The organism is Maribacter sp. MMG018 (assembly GCF_018100785.1).
Taxonomy (GTDB): domain Bacteria; phylum Bacteroidota; class Bacteroidia; order Flavobacteriales; family Flavobacteriaceae; genus Maribacter.
This window is the reverse complement of record NZ_JAGJEC010000001.1, coordinates 1,477,995-1,496,839: the sequence shown is the minus strand read 5'-3', so window position 1 is coordinate 1,496,839 and position 18,845 is coordinate 1,477,995. Positions and strand designations below refer to the sequence as shown.

12 protein-coding genes and 2 tRNA genes are annotated in these 18,845 nt (G+C 40.7%); 8 read left to right on the top strand and 6 right to left on the bottom strand.

The features are described from left to right. Positions 1-73 precede the first annotated feature (73 nt). Positions 74-604 carry an RNA methyltransferase gene (locus J8L85_RS06355; protein WP_211015647.1) on the bottom strand — a complete coding sequence of 177 codons (531 nt, stop codon included), beginning with the start codon at positions 602-604 and terminating at the stop codon, positions 74-76. Between the two features lie 148 nt (positions 605-752). On the opposite strand from J8L85_RS06355, the gene mutS reads away from it, so the two are divergent. The 3 genes from mutS (at position 753) to J8L85_RS06340 (ending at position 3,644) form a co-directional block, all read left to right on the top strand. Beyond that, on the top strand, positions 753-3,335 hold the full coding sequence (gene mutS / locus J8L85_RS06350; RefSeq protein ID WP_211016328.1) for a DNA mismatch repair protein MutS: 2,583 nt from the start codon (positions 753-755) through the stop codon (positions 3,333-3,335). A gap of 95 nt (positions 3,336-3,430) precedes the next feature. Beyond that, a tRNA-Gly gene (locus J8L85_RS06345) sits at positions 3,431-3,503 on the top strand. A 57-nt stretch (positions 3,504-3,560) separates the two neighbouring features. Beyond that, positions 3,561-3,644: transfer RNA gene (locus J8L85_RS06340), tRNA-Leu, on the top strand. 147 nt (positions 3,645-3,791) lie between these two features. On the opposite strand, the gene J8L85_RS06335 is transcribed toward J8L85_RS06340, so the two are convergent. The 5 genes from J8L85_RS06335 to J8L85_RS06315 all read right to left on the bottom strand — a co-directional run bounded on the left by J8L85_RS06335 (position 3,792) and on the right by J8L85_RS06315 (position 10,411). Continuing rightward, on the bottom strand, positions 3,792-6,089 hold the full coding sequence (locus J8L85_RS06335; protein ID WP_247656566.1) for a glycoside hydrolase family 3 N-terminal domain-containing protein: 2,298 nt from the start codon (positions 6,087-6,089) through the stop codon (positions 3,792-3,794). A gap of 9 nt (positions 6,090-6,098) precedes the next feature. Then, on the bottom strand, positions 6,099-7,715 hold the full coding sequence (locus tag J8L85_RS06330) for a carboxylesterase/lipase family protein (protein WP_211015645.1): 1,617 nt from the start codon (positions 7,713-7,715) through the stop codon (positions 6,099-6,101). A gap of 103 nt (positions 7,716-7,818) precedes the next feature. Beyond that, positions 7,819-8,697 (bottom strand): sugar phosphate isomerase/epimerase, encoded by an 879-nt coding sequence (locus tag J8L85_RS06325; protein WP_211015643.1) that lies wholly within the window; start codon positions 8,695-8,697, stop codon positions 7,819-7,821. Between the two features lie 30 nt (positions 8,698-8,727). Next, the gene (locus J8L85_RS06320; protein WP_211015641.1) at positions 8,728-9,429 is read right to left on the bottom strand and encodes an NUDIX hydrolase; all 702 of its coding nucleotides are present in this window, start codon (positions 9,427-9,429) and stop codon (positions 8,728-8,730) included. 232 nt (positions 9,430-9,661) lie between these two features. Next, positions 9,662-10,411 (bottom strand): DeoR/GlpR family DNA-binding transcription regulator, encoded by a 750-nt coding sequence (locus J8L85_RS06315; protein WP_211015639.1) that lies wholly within the window; start codon positions 10,409-10,411, stop codon positions 9,662-9,664. 208 nt (positions 10,412-10,619) lie between these two features. Between J8L85_RS06315 and J8L85_RS06310 the strand changes: the two genes are divergently transcribed. The 5 genes from J8L85_RS06310 to J8L85_RS06290 all read left to right on the top strand — a co-directional run bounded on the left by J8L85_RS06310 (position 10,620) and on the right by J8L85_RS06290 (position 18,816). Next, positions 10,620-13,598, top strand: a complete 2,979-nt coding sequence (locus tag J8L85_RS06310) for a SusC/RagA family TonB-linked outer membrane protein (protein WP_211015637.1) — start codon at positions 10,620-10,622, stop codon at positions 13,596-13,598. A 50-nt stretch (positions 13,599-13,648) separates the two neighbouring features. Continuing rightward, the gene (locus J8L85_RS06305; protein ID WP_211015635.1) at positions 13,649-14,944 is read left to right on the top strand and encodes a RagB/SusD family nutrient uptake outer membrane protein; all 1,296 of its coding nucleotides are present in this window, start codon (positions 13,649-13,651) and stop codon (positions 14,942-14,944) included. A gap of 92 nt (positions 14,945-15,036) precedes the next feature. After that, complete coding sequence (locus J8L85_RS06300) at positions 15,037-15,696, top strand: class I SAM-dependent methyltransferase (RefSeq protein ID WP_211015633.1); 660 nt, start codon at positions 15,037-15,039, stop codon at positions 15,694-15,696. A gap of 150 nt (positions 15,697-15,846) precedes the next feature. Continuing rightward, a complete protein-coding gene (locus tag J8L85_RS06295) occupies positions 15,847-16,992 on the top strand; it encodes an alpha-hydroxy acid oxidase (protein WP_211015630.1) in 1,146 nt (381 codons plus the stop codon). Positions 16,993-17,184: 192 nt separating this feature from the next. Then, positions 17,185-18,816 (top strand): carboxylesterase family protein, encoded by a 1,632-nt coding sequence (locus tag J8L85_RS06290; RefSeq protein ID WP_211015628.1) that lies wholly within the window; start codon positions 17,185-17,187, stop codon positions 18,814-18,816. Positions 18,817-18,845 lie beyond the last annotated feature (29 nt).

The following is an 18,845-nucleotide window of genomic DNA, read 5'->3' as shown; positions in this document are numbered from 1 at the left end:
TTTCTTGTGTAACTCTAACGAGAAACTAACTAACTCAAACTATACCTCAAGCCCAGCATTCGCTGGGCTTTTTTTATGCGTTTAATTTTGACCAAAAATCCCAAATAACCACCCCGGCACTTACAGATATATTCAGAGAATGCTTGGTTCCGAATTGCGGAATTTCCAATACCGAATCGCAACTATCCACAACTTTTTGCTGCACCCCTTTTACTTCATTACCAAATATTAAAGCATATGAATTATTTGATACGGGCTTAAACTCATGAAGCATTTCTGCCCCTTCCGCTTGTTCTATTGCGATGGTCTTGACTTTGTTCCCCTTAAATCTTTCCAACAGCACCATAATATCTTCCACATACTCCCACTCCACACTATCCGTAGCACCAAGGGCCGTTTTATGAATATCTTTATGTGGCGGTTTAGCCGTTATTCCACAGAGATATATTTTCTTGATAAGAAAGGCATCGGCCGTTCTAAAAACCGACCCTATATTGTTTAAACTTCTAATATTGTCCAAAACAATGCTAACCGGTATTTTCACCGTTTTTTTAAACTGATCAACATTCAACCTTCCCAGTTCTTCGTTCTTTAATTTTCTCATCTAGATACTTTTCAACTTATAGACCTTAAATATCAACAAAAATTCAAATAGCATAGAGAATGCTATATATTCGTCTTTTTACAACAAAAATAGGTAGATAAAAGAAGTGGCGGACAAAAAAGTAAAGACAAAAAAGGTAACCCCTTTGATGAAGCAGTACAACACCATCAAGACCAAGTATCCTGATGCCATGTTGCTGTTTCGTGTTGGTGATTTTTACGAAACATTCGGAGAAGACGCTGTTAAGGCCTCTAAGATCCTTGGAATTATCCTCACTCATAGAAACAATGGTGGGGACCGTACAGAATTAGCAGGTTTTCCGCACCACTCGTTAAATACCTACTTGCCAAAACTTGTAAAAGCCGGCCAAAGAGTTGCTATTTGCGACCAATTGGAAGACCCAAAGCAGACCAAGACCATTGTAAAAAGAGGGGTTACCGAACTGGTTACCCCGGGCGTTGCACTTAATGACGATATATTAAGTGCGAAGAGCAACAACTTCTTATGTGCCGTACATTTTGGCAGAAAAAAAATAGGTGTTGCCTTTGTTGATATTTCTACAGGAGAATTTTTGACCTCCGAGGGAAGCGAAGAGCAAATCGACAAACTTCTACAGAATTTCGCTCCCAATGAAGTATTGATATCAAAGGCCCATAAAAAAGAATTCTTAGAGGTATTCGGGGTACAATTCCATACCTTTTTTGTTGAGGATTGGGTTTTTCAAGAAGATTATGCACTGGAAAACCTCACCAACCACTTTAAGACCAAAACCTTGAAAGGATTTGGAGTAGATCATTTAAAGGATGGCATCATAGCCTCTGGTGTAGTATTGCATTACCTATCGGAAACACAACATAGGCAATTGCAGCACATAAACACCTTACAACGCATTGCCGAGGACGAATATATTTGGATGGACCGTTTTACCATCAAAAACTTGGAACTATACCATTCTTACAACGAAAACGCGGTTACCCTTCTCGATGTTATCGACAAGACCATTTCACCAATGGGAGGCCGAATGATAAAAAGATGGTTGGCCTTACCACTAAAAAACGTTCAAAAAATAAAGGGTAGGCATGAGGTGGTATCCCATCTATCCGAAAATGAGGACATACTCCATAAGTTTCAGTCCCATATAAAGCAAATGGGCGATTTGGAGCGTCTTATATCAAAAGTTTCTACCGGAAAAGTAAATCCAAAAGAGGTAGTACAACTAAAAAATTCGATAGAAGCCATCATCCCCATTAAACAACTGGCTTCCAGTTCCAAAAACGAGGCATTGGCCCTAATCGGCGATCAACTACAATCTTGTGATCTGTTAAGAACAAAGATCAAAGAAATGCTCAACGAGGAGGCGCCCGTGAATATTTTAAAAGGAAATGTTATAGCCCAAGGGTTCTCAGAAGAATTGGACGAGCTTAGAGGCTTAGCCACCTCGGGCAAAGACTATTTGGACAAAATGCTGGAGCGTGAAACCGAAGCAACGGGCATCACATCATTAAAGATTGCCTCCAACAATGTTTTCGGCTACTACATAGAGGTCAGAAACACCCATAAAGACAAAGTTCCGGAAACTTGGATCAGAAAACAGACCTTGGTCAATGCGGAGCGTTACATCACCGAAGAGCTCAAAGAATACGAGTCTAAAATACTGGGGGCCGAAGAACGCATACTGGCCATGGAGCAGCAGTTGTTCTCACAATTGGTGGTTTGGATGCAAGAATACATTCAACCGGTACAGAACAATGCCCAACTTATTGCCCAATTAGACTGTTTATGCGGCTTTACACAATTGGCAAAGGAAAACAATTATGTCGCCCCCGAGCTTAACGACTCTACGGATATATCCATCATAAACGGCAGACACCCTGTCATTGAAAAACAATTGCCCATTGGAGAAGCCTATATAGCCAATGATGTAGCCCTGGACCGCAACAACCAACAGATAGTAATGATAACCGGGCCCAATATGAGCGGTAAATCGGCCATTCTAAGGCAAACCGCACTCATAGTACTATTGGCCCAAATGGGAAGTTTTGTTCCTGCCGAAGCTGCTAAAATAGGCTACGTAGATAAAATATTTACTCGAGTGGGCGCCAGTGACAACATCTCTATGGGCGAATCTACTTTTATGGTAGAGATGAACGAAACCGCTTCTATACTGAATAATCTCAGCGAAAGAAGTTTGGTACTCTTAGACGAAATAGGGCGAGGTACCAGTACGTACGACGGTATATCCATTGCATGGGCCATCTCAGAATACTTACACGAACACCCTGCAAGAGCCAAAACGTTGTTCGCCACCCATTACCATGAACTTAATGAGATGTCCGCCACTTTTGAGCGTATTAAAAATTTCAATGTTTCGGTAAAAGAACTGAAGGACAACGTATTGTTTCTCAGAAAGCTTACACCGGGCGGAAGCGAGCATAGTTTTGGTATACACGTAGCTAAAATGGCCGGCATGCCACAACAGGTAATCGCCAAAGCCCATAAAATATTAAAGAAACTGGAGAAATCGCATTCCAATGAAGAGTTGACCGATAAGCTCAACTCGGCCCAAGACGAAATGCAATTGAGTTTCTTTAATCTAGACGACCCACTTTTAGAAGAAATAAAAGAAGAAATATTGCATTTAGACATTGATACGCTAACTCCGGTAGAGGCATTAATGAAGCTCAATGAAATAAAACGCTTATTATCAAAGAAGAAGAAAGCGACCTCATAATTATATTTCTTTTTTCGAATTTTGCTTTGGAATTTATAGAATTATATTAAATTTGCACCCGCATCTTTAGATATAGATGCACGTTCTTTAAACTTGCGAAAATAGCTCAGCTGGTAGAGCGCCACCTTGCCAAGGTGGAGGTCGCGGGTTCGAATCCCGTTTTTCGCTCAAAAAACGCTGGTTACAGCGTTTTTTTTTAGTCCAATACCATCGATAGGTATTTAGGCTCGAGTGGTGGAATTGGTAGACACGCCGGACTTAAAATCCTGTGGCCTTTGGGCCGTGCGGGTTCAAGTCCCGCCTCGAGTACTTAAACCCCCTAATTATAGGGGGTTTTTTCGTTTTTAGACGGTATAGTCAGAAATTACAGTTCTTTGCTTAAATAACACAGAATACAAACAAAAAAGCCCTGACAATTACTATTGTCAAGGCCTTTACTACAATGTTGGTTTATTACTACCTGTATTTATTTACACGGGCATCCTCTATAACACCGCTCCAGTTTAACCCAAAGGCAAAATCATAGGAGTTTCCATCTTCATCCATATACACCTTCATGTCCCTTGGTACATCTTCAAATTGAGTTTCTACCGTCAACATATCCGCAGGCATTTGAAAAGGCAATAAAGCAGAAGGTTCAACTTTGCCAGAGATAATATCCATCAATGCCTGATCTTGAACCCCCATGTGAATCAGAATAGCCGAAGCACTGGCCTCAATTTCCGAAAACACCATAGGCTTTGACACATGTACAACTACAATAACAGGTTTATCCCCCATTTTAGCCTTTGTTTCGTTTACTAAGGTCATATCGGTAACATTATTGGTCATCACACTTTTACCTTTATAGGACCTATTTGTAAAATCTTCGAACACACTACCGCCGGCCAAACTTGTTTCTCTGGCATTATTAGCGGTATAGGTACTATATTGAAGGCTTATTGGAATATATCCGTTACCTCCCTTTTCTAAATCGGCCCTATCATAACCTACACCACCGTCAGGACTCTTTATTCCCACCAAGGCAAAATCTGCATCTGCTGGATTGTCCACTACCTCGAAATACTTTGATATTAGATCCATATTAAACGGCGATTCGGTTCTTGCGGGCGTAACTATCCCCCACCAATTGGTACTTGGCGCTATATACCTCTGCGGCACATACATTTTCTTCCTCTCTTTTACGGGTAGCGTATTGTTATGGTTTTTAAGCATTACTATAGACCGTAACTGAGCTTCATATCCAGCCTTCATATATTCAGAATTTCCAACTATTTTCTCAGTTTCGGAAACATCTAAATAAGGATTTTCAAAAAGCCCTACCCTAAAAATATTTTTTAGCAAACGAACCGCGGAAGCCTCAAAACGCTTACGCATATATTCCTCGCCATGTTCCGCTACACCCAATTTATACGCTTCAAGAATAGGTCCCATTTCATTGTTGCCACCAAATTGATCTACACCAGCCTCAATTGCCTTATAATGGCGTTCGGCTACTGACAAGGTTTCTACACCCCAACTTTTTCCTTCAAACTTATCCACTGCAGAAACATCTTTTGTTATGGCCCAATCGGTACAAACCACTCCATCATACCCATATTCACCACGTAAAACATCGGTAATCAAGTATTTATTGAATCCGTTACCAACAGCCTCTCCCTCTCCATTTGAAATTGTATAATAGGGCATTACGGCAGAGGCCATTTTTGTCTTGCCATTTAGCTTAAAAGCACCTTCCGTAAACGTTTTCATATGGTCCTTTATATTTTTACCTGGATAAACGGCATAGGCCCCATATCCAAAATGACCATCACGTCCTCCTTCTTCGGGTCCACCCCCCGGCCAGTGTTTTACCATAGCATTGACACTCTCAAAGCCCCAGCCTTCATCTTTAGTAGATTGAAAACCATCTACATACGCCCTAGCCATATCGGTTGCCAAATCGGGATCTTCCCCCATGGTACCATCAAAACGGCTCCATCTGGGCTCTGTTCCCAAATCAATTTGCGGAGACAAAGCCGTCGCAATACCCAAAGCCCTATACTCTATAGACCCTATTTCACCAAACTGTTGCATAAGGGACGGATCAAAAGAAGCCGCAATACCCAAAGTACCGGGCCACATTGATATAGCACCACCGGCACCGGCATTAAACTCTGCATAGGAATCGCTACCATGACGGGGATCGGAACTTGTATTTACAGGAATTCCGAAACCAATGGCCTCTACATATGCTTGCGCATTATTATTCCATTTTGCGGCAATCGCCGGTGTTTCCACCTTTGTAATCAACACATGTCTTAAATAATCATCTTTCAAGAACTCTTTTTGCTCATCCGACAAATCACTGGCGACGGCCCCACTCTCATTAAAAGGTTTACCCCCATATTTGGAAGCTCCAAACCCTTGAATAGCTCCGGGAATTGACTGATGCGAACTGTATAACATGAGGCCGGCTATATCTTCTAAACTTAACTTTGCTGCCAGGTCATTGGCACGTTTTTCTGCAGACAATCTCCAATCCTCATAAACATCAAGCGTTCCGTTTTTGTTCAAATCCTTGAACGCAAATCCATCGACCGTTAGCAGTTTCACTCCAGATTCTGGATGATACCCTAGGACAGCTCCCTCCTCATTTATAACACTTATATAATCCTGTTTCTGTTCTGTTGTGAATTTATTTCCACAACTGCTCACCAGTGCACTTCCCAACAAGAGCACACATCCTATCATTAGTTTTTCTCTTCCTAACATCGGTTTATTTTAATTTCCAATTACTATTTCAAACAATTCTTTATCCAACTGCGGCTTTACCTCACATTTTACATCAAAATGCATAGTAGCCGTGTTACTTTGATTATAACTTGGCCATTCTGGCAAACCCTCGGTGTTCGGATTTCCTGTCTTGGCAAAATTTATCCAGGCCGAACTCATTTTTTCGGCAAGCGAGTGAGCCTCTACCCCACCCCCTGTCATATGATTGGCCAAATCGACATTATCAAAAACAAAGGGCAATTCCATACAATGTACCGCCTTGTATTTACCATCAAAAACAGGAGATTGCCATGTAAACAGATACATAAAAACATCTGCCCCGTCCTTTAAGCTAGATTTGGCATTTGCCTGCTCTACAGCACCTGGCCTGAACATGGTATCCACATACAACAAGTCTTTTGGATCCGTATCGTTTGGATAGGCTTTTTTTACAGCTTTTACATAATCATCGGCTTTTTCTTTATACCGATTTTTAATATGGGCCATTACCTCCGCTTCCGAAGCATTGGCAAATTTCATATTGGTAAAAGGGGTAAATTCATTCTTTGTAGTCCCTATCAACAAAGGTATATGCTTAGAAAGAGCCAAAGCCTCGTTTGAGCTTACCTGATACGGCAGATCTTCGCCATCTCTACTTGGCCCCCAATCAAGACCAAAACCAATGACCGGTTTGCCTTGTTCCCTCATTTTCTTCTCAACTATTTTTAATGCCCTTGAACTTGCATCCACCAACATCTCAAATGGTATTTTCTGAATACTATCTACCGAAGAGGCATCTAAACCCAATATTGACAAAGTCTCGGAAGCTATAGCTTGCGTATCCTCCTTCTCTAGTATAGCAGTCCTAAAAGAGCCACTCTGATTAATTGCCTTATGGAACAAACCTTTTGCCTTTGGCATCGCCATCAAGGTATTCACTTTGGCACCTCCTCCCGATTGTCCAAAAATGGTCACATTATTGGGATCGCCCCCAAAATTGGAAATATTCTTTTTTACCCAATCTAATGCCATTACGATATCCAAAATACTATTATTGGCCGCATGACGGTACTTTTCTCCATAAGCGGATAAGTCCAAAAAGCCCAAGACATTAAGACGATGGTTAATGGACACCACTACTACGTCACCTTTTTTACTAATATTGAGACCATCATAGGAAGGCAGTTCGTGACTGGATCCTGCCGTAAAACCACCACCATGAATCCAAACCATCACAGGTCTCTTCTTATTGTCGGATATACTGGGAGTCCATACATTCAAGTTTAAACAGTCCTCATTGGTATACCCCCAATCGTGATCAAAAACGAACTCGATCTCATCTTGTACAGATGTGGTCGGGGTCAACAAAGGTGCCACTGGGCCATACATTGTAGAACTGCGAACACCCTGCCAAGCATCTGGTTTTACAGCTGCCTCAAATCGTTTTGCCTTTGCATAGGGAATACCTTTATAAATGTACACCCCATTCTCTATGTAACCACGCACCTTGCCCGATTCGGTATCGGTAACCGCGACATCGCTTCCCGTTTGTATTTCTTGCGAACAAACCGGCAACACCGTAACAAGGCTAATGATCAAACAAATTTTTGAAAATCTATTTTTCATCGGCTTACTAATTAGTTTGATTATATATAAATATTTAAATCGACCAAAACACCATGTGTATATTCAAACACAACATGGCTAGGTATATACCTAGCTCGACCTATTAATGAAAGCCGAACTTTTTTAATCCGTCATGACTGATTTTTATAGCTTCCAATGGCTTTAACCCGTCGAAGGTCATATCTTGTTCGACCATGTAATATTTCATTCCGGATAATTTTTTGTTATCCAAAATGCGTTTGAAATCAATACTTCCATTACCAACGGGAGCAAACCTACCTTGTTCGTCCATATCCTTTACATGCCAAATCTTAAATCTACCAGGGTATTTCTCAAAATAGGCCACGGGATCTGCACCGGCCTTTGTCACCCAATAAAGGTCCATTTGAAAATTGACATACTTAGGATTACAGTTCTCCAACAAATAATCGATGGTCACAATACCTTGCGCATTCTTTTCAAATTCAAAATTATGGTTGTGATATAATAATTTTAACCCTGCTTTATGAGCTTTTTCCCCTAAGACATCTAAAATTTCTGCCAATTCGGCCGCACTGCCCTTCATATTCATCGTTCTCTCCTCCATATTAAACTCGAACATACCCATTGGAGGAACAGGAATAACAAAGTACTTGAAACCTGCCGCCTTAACATCTGCCATCATCTTATCGGCATTCTCCATGGTAACGGTTCCCTGGTGTGTACTAACAGGTTTCAACCCCATAGATTTTACCATAGATTTGAATTCTTTCGGACTCATACCATAAAACTTACCATCTTCATATCCGGCCGCTTCAATGTTCTTATAACCTGCATCGGCAACCGCCTGTAATGTTGCTTTCGCATTCGTACCCATATCGTCACGGACGGTATACAAGGCCAGACCTCCAAATTTATCTTGCGCATATATAGAAGTGGCACATATAAGAAGAAGGCCTACAAAAGCTATTTGAAATATTGATTTTTGAGTTGTTTTTTTCATTGTTAAAGAATTAAGTATTAATTGTTTTGTCTATTTAAAACTGTATAAATAAGGAGCCTTATGGGCTTTGCCCTGAAAAAGTTTTTCATGTCTTACCAGAATATCCTTGGAAAGCATTTTTCTTTGAAACGTAGTTCGTCTTAATTTTTCCCCTAGAATGGCCTCATGTACTTGTTGCAATTGTTTCATTGTGAACTTTGCTGGCAAAAGATTCATTCCTATCAATTTGTTTTCAAAGTTTGCCCTTAGCACCTGAAGCGCTTTGGTCACCATTTCCTCATGATCCATCATAAGCGTAGGCAACTCATCTATAGGATACCAATTAATGCTATCCGATAGTTCGTCGGGCTTTGGCGATACCTCCTCATAATTTATAAGAGCATAATACCCAACAGATATAAACCTACCGAACATCCACTCACAATCCATCAGATCAGAACCACTCTCCATGATAATTCTTTTCATTGCAGCCGAATCGGAACGAGACAAGCTTCCAAAAGTGTGGTACTGTTCTAAGTAAATGTCCTCTAACCCGGTTCTTTTAGAGACGCCGTTCTTGACCGCCTCGTCCAAATCTTCGTCCATTCTGATAAAACCACCTGGAAGTGCATACAATCCAGTATTGTGATATTCTAAAACCAAAATTTTGAGCTGCGCCCCGTTAAACCCAAATATGACCGAATCATATGAGATATTTTGAATATAATCACCCTTTTTAAGCTTACTCTTCAATTTTTACGTTTTAAAATTTTTGTTTTATCAAAGAACTGACAAAACAAGAAGAAAACAAAGTATTATTGTAACAATATGAGACAATAATAGTACATATAACAAAAATGCACTACACTTCCCTCTTTTACAAAAGAGAAACTACAGGTATTTTTAGGTAATTAAACCAAAGTACAAACCCTTAAAAAAGAAGGAGGCGGTTATATAAACACCACGGATAGGTAACGAGAGTAGATCAATAGATTTTTATTCCAGAATCTTTAAACTCCCTTAATTTTTCATCTGAGGGGTCTAGCTCGGTAATCATTACATCAATATCGCTCAGCTCACAGGTCTTATAACGATTTCTAGAATTTAATTTTTCCGATATTGTCAGTAGCACGGGTGTTTTGGAAGCATTTACCACGGCCCTTTTCACCTGCACACTTTCGTAGTCGAACTCCGTAAGTCCAAAATTTACATCAACGTACCCGGTACCGATAAAACTGTAGTCTACCTTAATATTCATTAAATCGTGAATTGCACTACCACCGGAAGCTATCTGTGACTCCTTAGCCATTGTGCCCCCTATCATTATCACTTCTAACTTTGGTTTTTTACAAAGCTCAACCGCTACGGGCAAACTTAACGTAAAACAGGTGAGACTTATGTTGGAGGGTATCATTCTTGCCAATTCCAAACAGGTAGTTCCCCCATGTATAATAATAACATTTCCATTTTCAAGAAGCCCCAAGGCCTTCTTCGCGATCTGTCCCTTTTCATTAAGAGCGTACACCTTATCATGTTCGCCCGTATTGTTGACATAACCAAGGGCTACAGCCCCTCCATGGACTTTTTGTAGTTTTTTCTCGGCATCTAACTGAGTCACATCACGCCTAACCGTATCTACCGAAACATTTAAGACCTCGGAAATATCGGTCAGTAATATTCTGTTGTGAATCGCCACCTCATTTAAAATAACCCGATGTCTTTCTGCCTTTAACACTACCTATAATTTTATTCTCAGAATTTTAACAAAAGTATGACCAAATTAAAAAACAAAGTCATATTTCTTTTAAAATTTCGATATTTTGCAAATTAAAACTGCATAAAACTGCAAGATATATTTTTTTTAGTATTTTTATTCACTATTAATGTCTCTTTTGGAAAACACTGAAAAAGACATCCCGTTTATTTAACTAACTCTATACTCTATGAAAAAATGCAGATTAAAACTAGAGCAAATCGCCTCTAGACTAGCGCTTATGCTACTCATGCTTTATAGCGCTTTCTCCTTTGGACAAACAACGGAGTATTCCCTGAAGGGAACCGTTACGGATGCCAACAACGACCAGCCCATACCTGGCGCATCGGTATTCTTGAAAGGCACCTCTTTTGGTGCGGTTACAGATTTTGACGGTAATTATGTACTCACCGTCAATTTACAAGAAGGAGAGTACCTACTTACCACAAGTTATTTAGGATACTCTACCAAGCAAACACCAATTAACTTAGGATCAAGCACTGTTATTGTTACCGATGTATCGATGAGCGAGGATCTTTTAAGTCTTGACGAGGTTATCGTAACAGGTAACACTGTAGGTGTAAACAAAAGAACCTTGGGTAACGCCATATCTTCTGTAAGTGCCGAAGACTTGGTAAACAACGGAGCTACTGCGGTAGACCAGGCCATCTCAGGTAAGACTACAGGTGCTTTGGTACAACAGAACTCTGGTGATCCTGCAGGCGGAATAAGCATTAGACTTAGAGGTCCCAGTACTGTTTTAGGTAGCTCTGATCCATTGTATATTGTTGACGGTATTATTTTCAGCAACTCCAGTAACGAGCTGATCGACCTTGGTGGTAATGCCCAAAACCGTCTGGCGGACCTTAACCCCAACGATGTAGAAAGAATTGAAATAATAAAAGGAGCTGCAGCTGCGGCCATTTATGGTTCAAGGGCCAGTAACGGTGTTGTTCAGATATTTACAAAAAAAGGTAAATCAGGTGAACCCAGATTCAGTTTTTCTACCAACATAAAAGTAAACGAACTAAGAAAGGAAATCGATTATAATACCGTACCATTGGCGTGGGAAGATCCTTTTGACCGTACCAATTTGAATACGGTACCGGCAACACGTTATAATCTACAAGACACCTTCTTCGAAACAGGTTTTGGTATAGAGAATTACCTATCTGTAAACGGAGGTAACGATAAAACATCTTATTTTTTATCCGCATCTCATCTTGATAATGAAGGAATTATAAAAAATTCTGATTTTCAAAGGCTAGGTTTTAAAGTGAATATTACACAAAAAGCAACAGATTGGCTTACCATCAATGCCGGTTTAAACTATGTTCGCAGTCAAAGTAACGACGTACCCAATGGTGGTATCAACTCTGCATATGGTGCCATCACAGGTTTTGTCTTCAGCGACAACTCTATAGACCCCTCACCTAACGAATCTGGTGTTTATCCTGTTACCTCTCTTTTAGTTCCAAGAACCAATCCGTTAGAAGCGGTAAACAGATTTGATTTCGGACAAAAAATAAATCGTATTATTTCGAACATAGGCTTAGATGCCAAAATTACCGAGCACCTGAGCGCCAATTACACCTTAGGGGTAGATTACTTTAACCAATCGGCCACGGCCTTTATCCCTATCAACAATACTTCTACCAATGCAAACGGATTTGCCAGAAGGTCGGATATCAATAATTTTCAATATAACAGCGACCTTAACCTTACCTACAGAACTGATTTAAACGAAGATATTTCATCTACGACCACCTTAGGTGGATCATGGCAATACGAAGAGTTCGATAGAGTAGGTATTAGTGCCGACGGTTTGCCACCAATTGTAGAAACAGCCGAAAGTGGCAGTATTCTTGCCCAAGGCGAGAGTAGGTCACAGATTTCATACTGGGGTTCTTTCTTGCAACAATCCTTTAGCTATAAGAACAAACTATATGTAAACGGGGCCATTCGTGTAGATGGAGCCTCTACTTTTGGGGAAGATCAAAGAAACCAGCTTTATGCAAAGGCAAGTGCTTCTTATGTAATATCCGAAGAGGATTTTTGGGAAGATACGTTTGGAGACGCTTTTCCAACATTTAAAGTAAGAGCTTCTTGGGGACAGGCCGGTAACCTTACCGCCTTATCCGCTTTTCAACGCTATACCTTGTTAAGCCCTTCCGCCATAAACGGATCTACAAGCCTAATACCTGACACGCAACAAGGAGATTTGGACATAGCACCCGAGAGACAGGACGAGTTTGAATTTGGGTTCGATGCCGGATTCTTAAACAACAGATTGGGCCTTGAGTTTACCTACTACAAACAAAAAGTTTCCGATCTTTTACTTCCAAGAGAACTAGCTCCTTCTTCAGGATTTTCCTCTAGAATAGAAAATGTTGGTAACCTTGAAAACAAAGGTTTGGAAATACTACTTAAAGGTAGCCCTATCAAATCAAACGATTTTACTTGGGAAGCGACTGCTACATTCTCTAAAAATGACAATGTGGTAACCGATGTTGCCGGAGGTGGACAATTTGCCTTGGCCGGTAGCTTCTCTACAAATTATGTAATAGAAGGAGAACCACTAGGTGTTTTCTACCGTCAGTTCTATGCCAGGGAAGCGGATGGCAGCATTGCACTGGATGCCGATGGTTACCCATATGCCGGCACAAACGAAGATGGCACTTCATCAAAAGTAATCGGTGACCCTAACCCAGACTGGTTCGGTTCTCTTATCAATGAATTCACCTATAAGGATTTTGCCCTTAGAATTCAATTTGATGCAGTACAAGGATTTGATGTCTTTAACTGGAACCGTAGACTTATGGACAATGTGATCTTTGGAGGCGGATATAATGTAGGTCAAGAACTTTTGGGCAACCAACCTAAAGGATATGGTGGGGCCCAAGCCAATATCTTCGAAGAATTCGTAGAAGACGGGTCTTTCGTTAAACTAAGGGAGTTGGCACTATCGTATAACCTAAAGACTCCTTTTAACGGTGTTGACAACATAAAATTTAGTCTAATTGGTAGAAACCTGATTTCTTGGGACGATTATAGCGGTTGGGACCCTGAGATTAACACAGCAGGTCAAAGTAACGGTGTAAGAGGATTCGATTTCGCGGGTGTTCCGATTCCACGCACCTATCAACTTGGTATTAATGTCAACTTCTAAAAAAGAACATGATGAAAACATATAAATTAAATAAAACGATTTTCGCGCTTATGTCAATTCTACTATTGGCTTCTTGCGAAACTGATTTTGACAATCCGAATGCGGCAACGGCCGAAGAAACATTCTCTACTAGAGAAGGTATTTTGGCCTCTGCCGTAGGTCTACAACAACTCTACTCTACCACAGGTATTAGATGGGTCGTTGAAACACCTGCCATTACAACAAGAGAAGGTGCAATTACCACTACCTACCAAAACATGATAGAGCTAGAGGATGGAGGCACCGCCCTACCTAACTTCAACTCAAATGTACAAGGGCTATGGTCCACTATGTTACGGGTAATTAAAATAGCAGAGGATATTGAGACCAATGCATTGAATATAGATTTGGAAGCAGGTACCCAAGCTGGTCTTATTGCACATGCAAAGCTTTTTAAGGCTATGGCCATTGGAAGTTTGGCCCAGAATTTTGAACAAATAGTAGTTGAGACCAATAATGATAACATGGCCGAATTTGTTTCTCGTATCCAAGGTTATGAAACGGCTATTTCTTTATTGAACGAAGCAAAAAGTACTATAGAGGCCACACCTATATCATCTGAATTTACCACTGCGGTTACTTTGGGCAATATAGACCTCAACAATACGGTTAATGCATACTTGGCAAGATATAACCTATTTGCGGGCAACTATGAGGCCGCCATTACTGCTGCAAACGCTGTTGATGCAACCTCGACCTCTATTTTTGCATACGACCTACAGAACTTAAACCCAATATGGAACAGGGTCTTTTTAAACAATGCCCCCAATTTTAAGCCAAGGGATAATTTTGGCCTTCCTTCCGAGTTTGTTTTTGACCCTACCGACGGTAGATTCGCATTTTACCTGGTTCCTCTTGACGAGACCAACCAGAACGGATTGCCGATCGAAGATCTTGCCGGATTCTTTGATGTTAATACAGGCTCTATTCCATTATACATTCCCGACGAAATGAATTTGATCTTGGCCGAAGCCAATCTTAGAAAAAGCAGTCCGGATATAACAGCGGCCACAAACGCTTTAAACGATGTCTTGACAGATACGGACGATGTATTCGGCATCAACGCCAATTCAGCCGCTTATAGTGGAGCCAGTACCGTAGAAGCATTGCTTCTGGAAACGTACAAGAACAGAAGGGCGGAACTTTTTCTTTCTGGCCTAAGTTTAGAGGACAGTAGAAGATTTGGAAGACCGGAGCCAAGCGGCGCCTCTATGAATTACGACGAGGAGAGGAACAGGAATTTTTATCCCTATCCCGATACGGAGAGAAATAGTAACCCTAACACTCCCGATGACCCTAGCATATAAAAAAGCGTAAGTGATTTTAAACTAAAAAAAAGGCTTGTTATATTTATTGACAGGCCTTTTTTAATTGTATATCAAAAGTAATCAATAGCCCTATGGACAAACCCATTTTAGATTCATGGAACAAAAACGCAGAAGAATGGATCAAAATTATCGATAATGACAAAATACCTTCAAGAGTCTTTACGAATAAAGCCATCATCAAAGCAATAGAAAAAGATAGTGGCGAAAAAATTTTGGATATAGGTTGTGGAGAAGGTTGGCTAACACGAAGCATTTCGAATATGGGCAAACATGCCGTTGGTTTCGACGCCACGGAAGCATTATTGAAAAATGCCCGAAAAAAAGGTAGTGAAGAATATTACAATATAACCTATGATGAAATCGTAAATGGAAAGGCCCACCCACTTGCACCGTTTGATACGGCCATTTTCAACTTTAGCCTGTACCAAGAAAAAGGACTTGAAACACTGCTAAAGAAGGTAAAAGAACTTCTAACGTCCAATGGTACAATTATAATACAGACACTTCACCCCTATTTTTTAATAGCCAACGGAGGAAATTATCAAAGTAGATCAATATCGGATTCATGGAAAGGCCTCCCCGGAAATTTTACGGATGGCCATGATTGGTACGCCCGTACATTTGAGGATTGGACAAAAGTAATTAACGTAGCAGGTCTACACATAATAGATCTAAGGGAAGTGACCAATAATGAGAATACCCCCATCTCATTGATCATAAAAGCCAGTTAGGTATGTAGGCAAGGTGATCGTTCTTCTTTTGAACAATCGTGGTTTGCCATATTTTACCTATGCGCGATAGTAGCCACAACAAACCAGTCAAAAACCAAGGTTTTTTTGCAAAAAAAATATGTACCTTTTGTTACCAAACATTTCCTTTCAATGCAACAATTTAACACGAATTACCCTTCTGTAGAAGACCTAAGAAAAAAGGCCAAATCAAGAATGCCACGATTTGCATTTGAATACCTCGATGGCGGATGTAATGAAGATGTAAGCCTTACCAGAAATACGGAAGACATTAGAAAGGTACAGCTAGAGCCCCGGTACCTTCAGAATTACGGCACCAGTACGACCAAGACAAAAATTTTGGGTATGGAATTCGATGCACCGTTCGGCATTGCCCCAGTAGGATTGCAAGGACTAATGTGGCCCAATTCTCCCGCTATTCTTGCAAAAGCGTCCCATAAACACAATATCCCCTTTATTCTTAGCACGGTCACCACTATGAATATCGAAAAGGCCTGCGAACTAACGAAAGGCAATGCATGGTTTCAACTATACAATCCTGCGGACGATAGTATTCGCGATAATATCATAGAAAGAGCCGATGCAGCTGAATGCCCTGTACTGGTTTTACTTTGCGATGTTCCCACATTCGGGTTTAGACCAAGAGATTTTAAAAACGGATTGGCCTTGCCCCCAAAAATGACAATGTCCAACATTTTACAAATTTTAGGAAAACCAACCTGGGCGTACAACACCCTTAAATATGGCCAACCCACATTTGAAAACCTAAAGCCCTACACCCCAGAAGGATTGAACCTAAAGCAACTGGGTGCTTTTATGGACAGGACTTTTTCCGGTAGGTTGAACGAAGAGAAAATAAAACCGATAAGGGATAAATGGAAAGGCAAATTGGTACTGAAGGGAGTCGCCTCTGAAAAAGACACACAAGATGCCATAAAAATGGGTTTCGACGGCATTATCCTATCCAACCATGGAGGCAGACAGTTGGATGCTGCACAATCCACTATTGCCACACTTCAAAATATAGCACAAAAGTATGGCGACCAAATAGAAATTATGATCGATAGCGGGTTGCGTTCGGGTCCAGACATAGCAAGAACCATGGCCAGTGGCGCAAAATTCACTTTTATGGGCAGATCTTTCATGTATGGTGTAGGAGCTCTGGGAAACAAGGGAGGCGATCATACCATCAGCATGCTAAAGACCCAGTTTAAACAGGTTATGGACCAACTTTGTTGCGAACGTGTCGAAGATTTACCAAAACACCTGACCCAATAATAAACTTCCGGACAACAAGGGAATCGCTTTTACAAAAGCGACCCGATACTCCTCATAACATGTTTTTCATTTCTACACCCAAAACTGTAAATTTTTTAAGATTACACTTTTTTAACCTGCAACATTTATCATATTGTCAAAATTCAAAAAAATATTGTATTATTGTCACAAATTGAGACAATAATACATAAAATGAAAATATTAAAAATTATACTTTCCCTATTGATATTATCACAATATAACGGTCATGCCCAAGAAACGAACTCTTTCCCCGTACAGGTAACCATCAAAAATGGAACCATAGAGGGTAATTATGATACACATACCGGTATTCAAAAGTACTTTGGTATTCCATTTGCACAACCTCCAGTCGGTGAACTACGTTGGAAAGCTCCCCAACCTGTTGCCAATTGGGATGGCATTAAAGAAACAAAGGCCTTTGGTCCTAGACCTATGCAAACCATAGTCTTTGGGGACATGAAATCTAGATCCAACGGGGTCAGTGAAGATTGCCTTTATCTTAATGTTTGGACTCCGGCAAAAAGAAACACCAAAGACCTACCCGTTCTCGTATATTTTTATGGTGGCGGCAATGTTGCAGGTGATGCATCGGAGCCCCGCTATGATGGCGAAAGCATGGCCAAAGAAGGTATTGTTGTTGTAACCGCAAACTATCGCCTTAATATCTTTGGTTTTTTTGCGCATCCTGAATTAAGTGCCGAAGCCCCGTACAAAGCTTCCGGCAATTATGGCTTGTTAGACCAAAATGCCGCCCTTAAATGGGTAAACGAAAATATAACGGCCTTCGGTGGCGACCCAAAAAAGGTAACCATTGCGGGCGAGTCCGCCGGATCCATAGGAGTAAGCCAACAGATGGCATCTCCTTTATCGAAAGATTTAATTTCAGGGGCAATAGGTGAAAGTGGCGCTGCCATTAACCCAACTATGGCCGCGGTTAGCTTAAAAGAAGCGGAAAGTATAGGATTGGAATTTGCCAAAAAGGCAGGATATACATCGTTGGCCGAACTAAGAAAATTAAGCACAAGGGATGTATACGAAATATATAACGAATCTAAAAGATTTGGTTTCCCTGCCGTTTTAGACGGTTACTTTTTACCGAAAAATCTTCCAGAAATTTTCGAGAACAAAGAACAGGCCATGGTTCCCCTGTTACTAGGTTGGAACTCGGCCGAAATTCCGGGCATGGCCTTTACCCAAGGTCCCTATACCAAAGAAAACTACGTTGAAAAGGTAAAAGAAGCATTTCCTCAATACCACGATAAAATTTTAAAGCTATACCCTTATGGGTCTACAAAAGAAATTGAAAGATCCGCTACCGATCTAGCTTCCGATCGCTTTATATCGTATAGTACCTGGAAATGGTTTGATCTACACAGAAAAAATAGCGACCAACCTGTTTATCGCTATCTATACAGTAAACTCAGGCCTCCCCTAGTAGATAACTCCTTAGCTTCGGGTCTTGCCGGAGGCACCATAGAAAAGGGTTCCGAAGCACCAAAAATGCCAGAACCCATCGGAGCCCCACATGCTTGTGAGATCGAATATTGTATGGGCAACCTTCATTTGGTAAAAGATTATGCTTGGACCACCGATGACTACAAAGTATCAAAAGACATGATGACCTATTTTGCCAATTTTATAAAAACAGGAAACCCTAATGGTGAAGGCCTACCGACATGGGATCCCGCCAGTTCTAAGGACAAAACTCCACCTGTAATGGTCATAGACACCCAAAGCAAGCTGATAGAGGCACAAAACGATGCCCGTTACGAGCTATTGGATAAGATATATAACAACCCATAAATCTATTTTTATTTTTGGGCGGTATATAT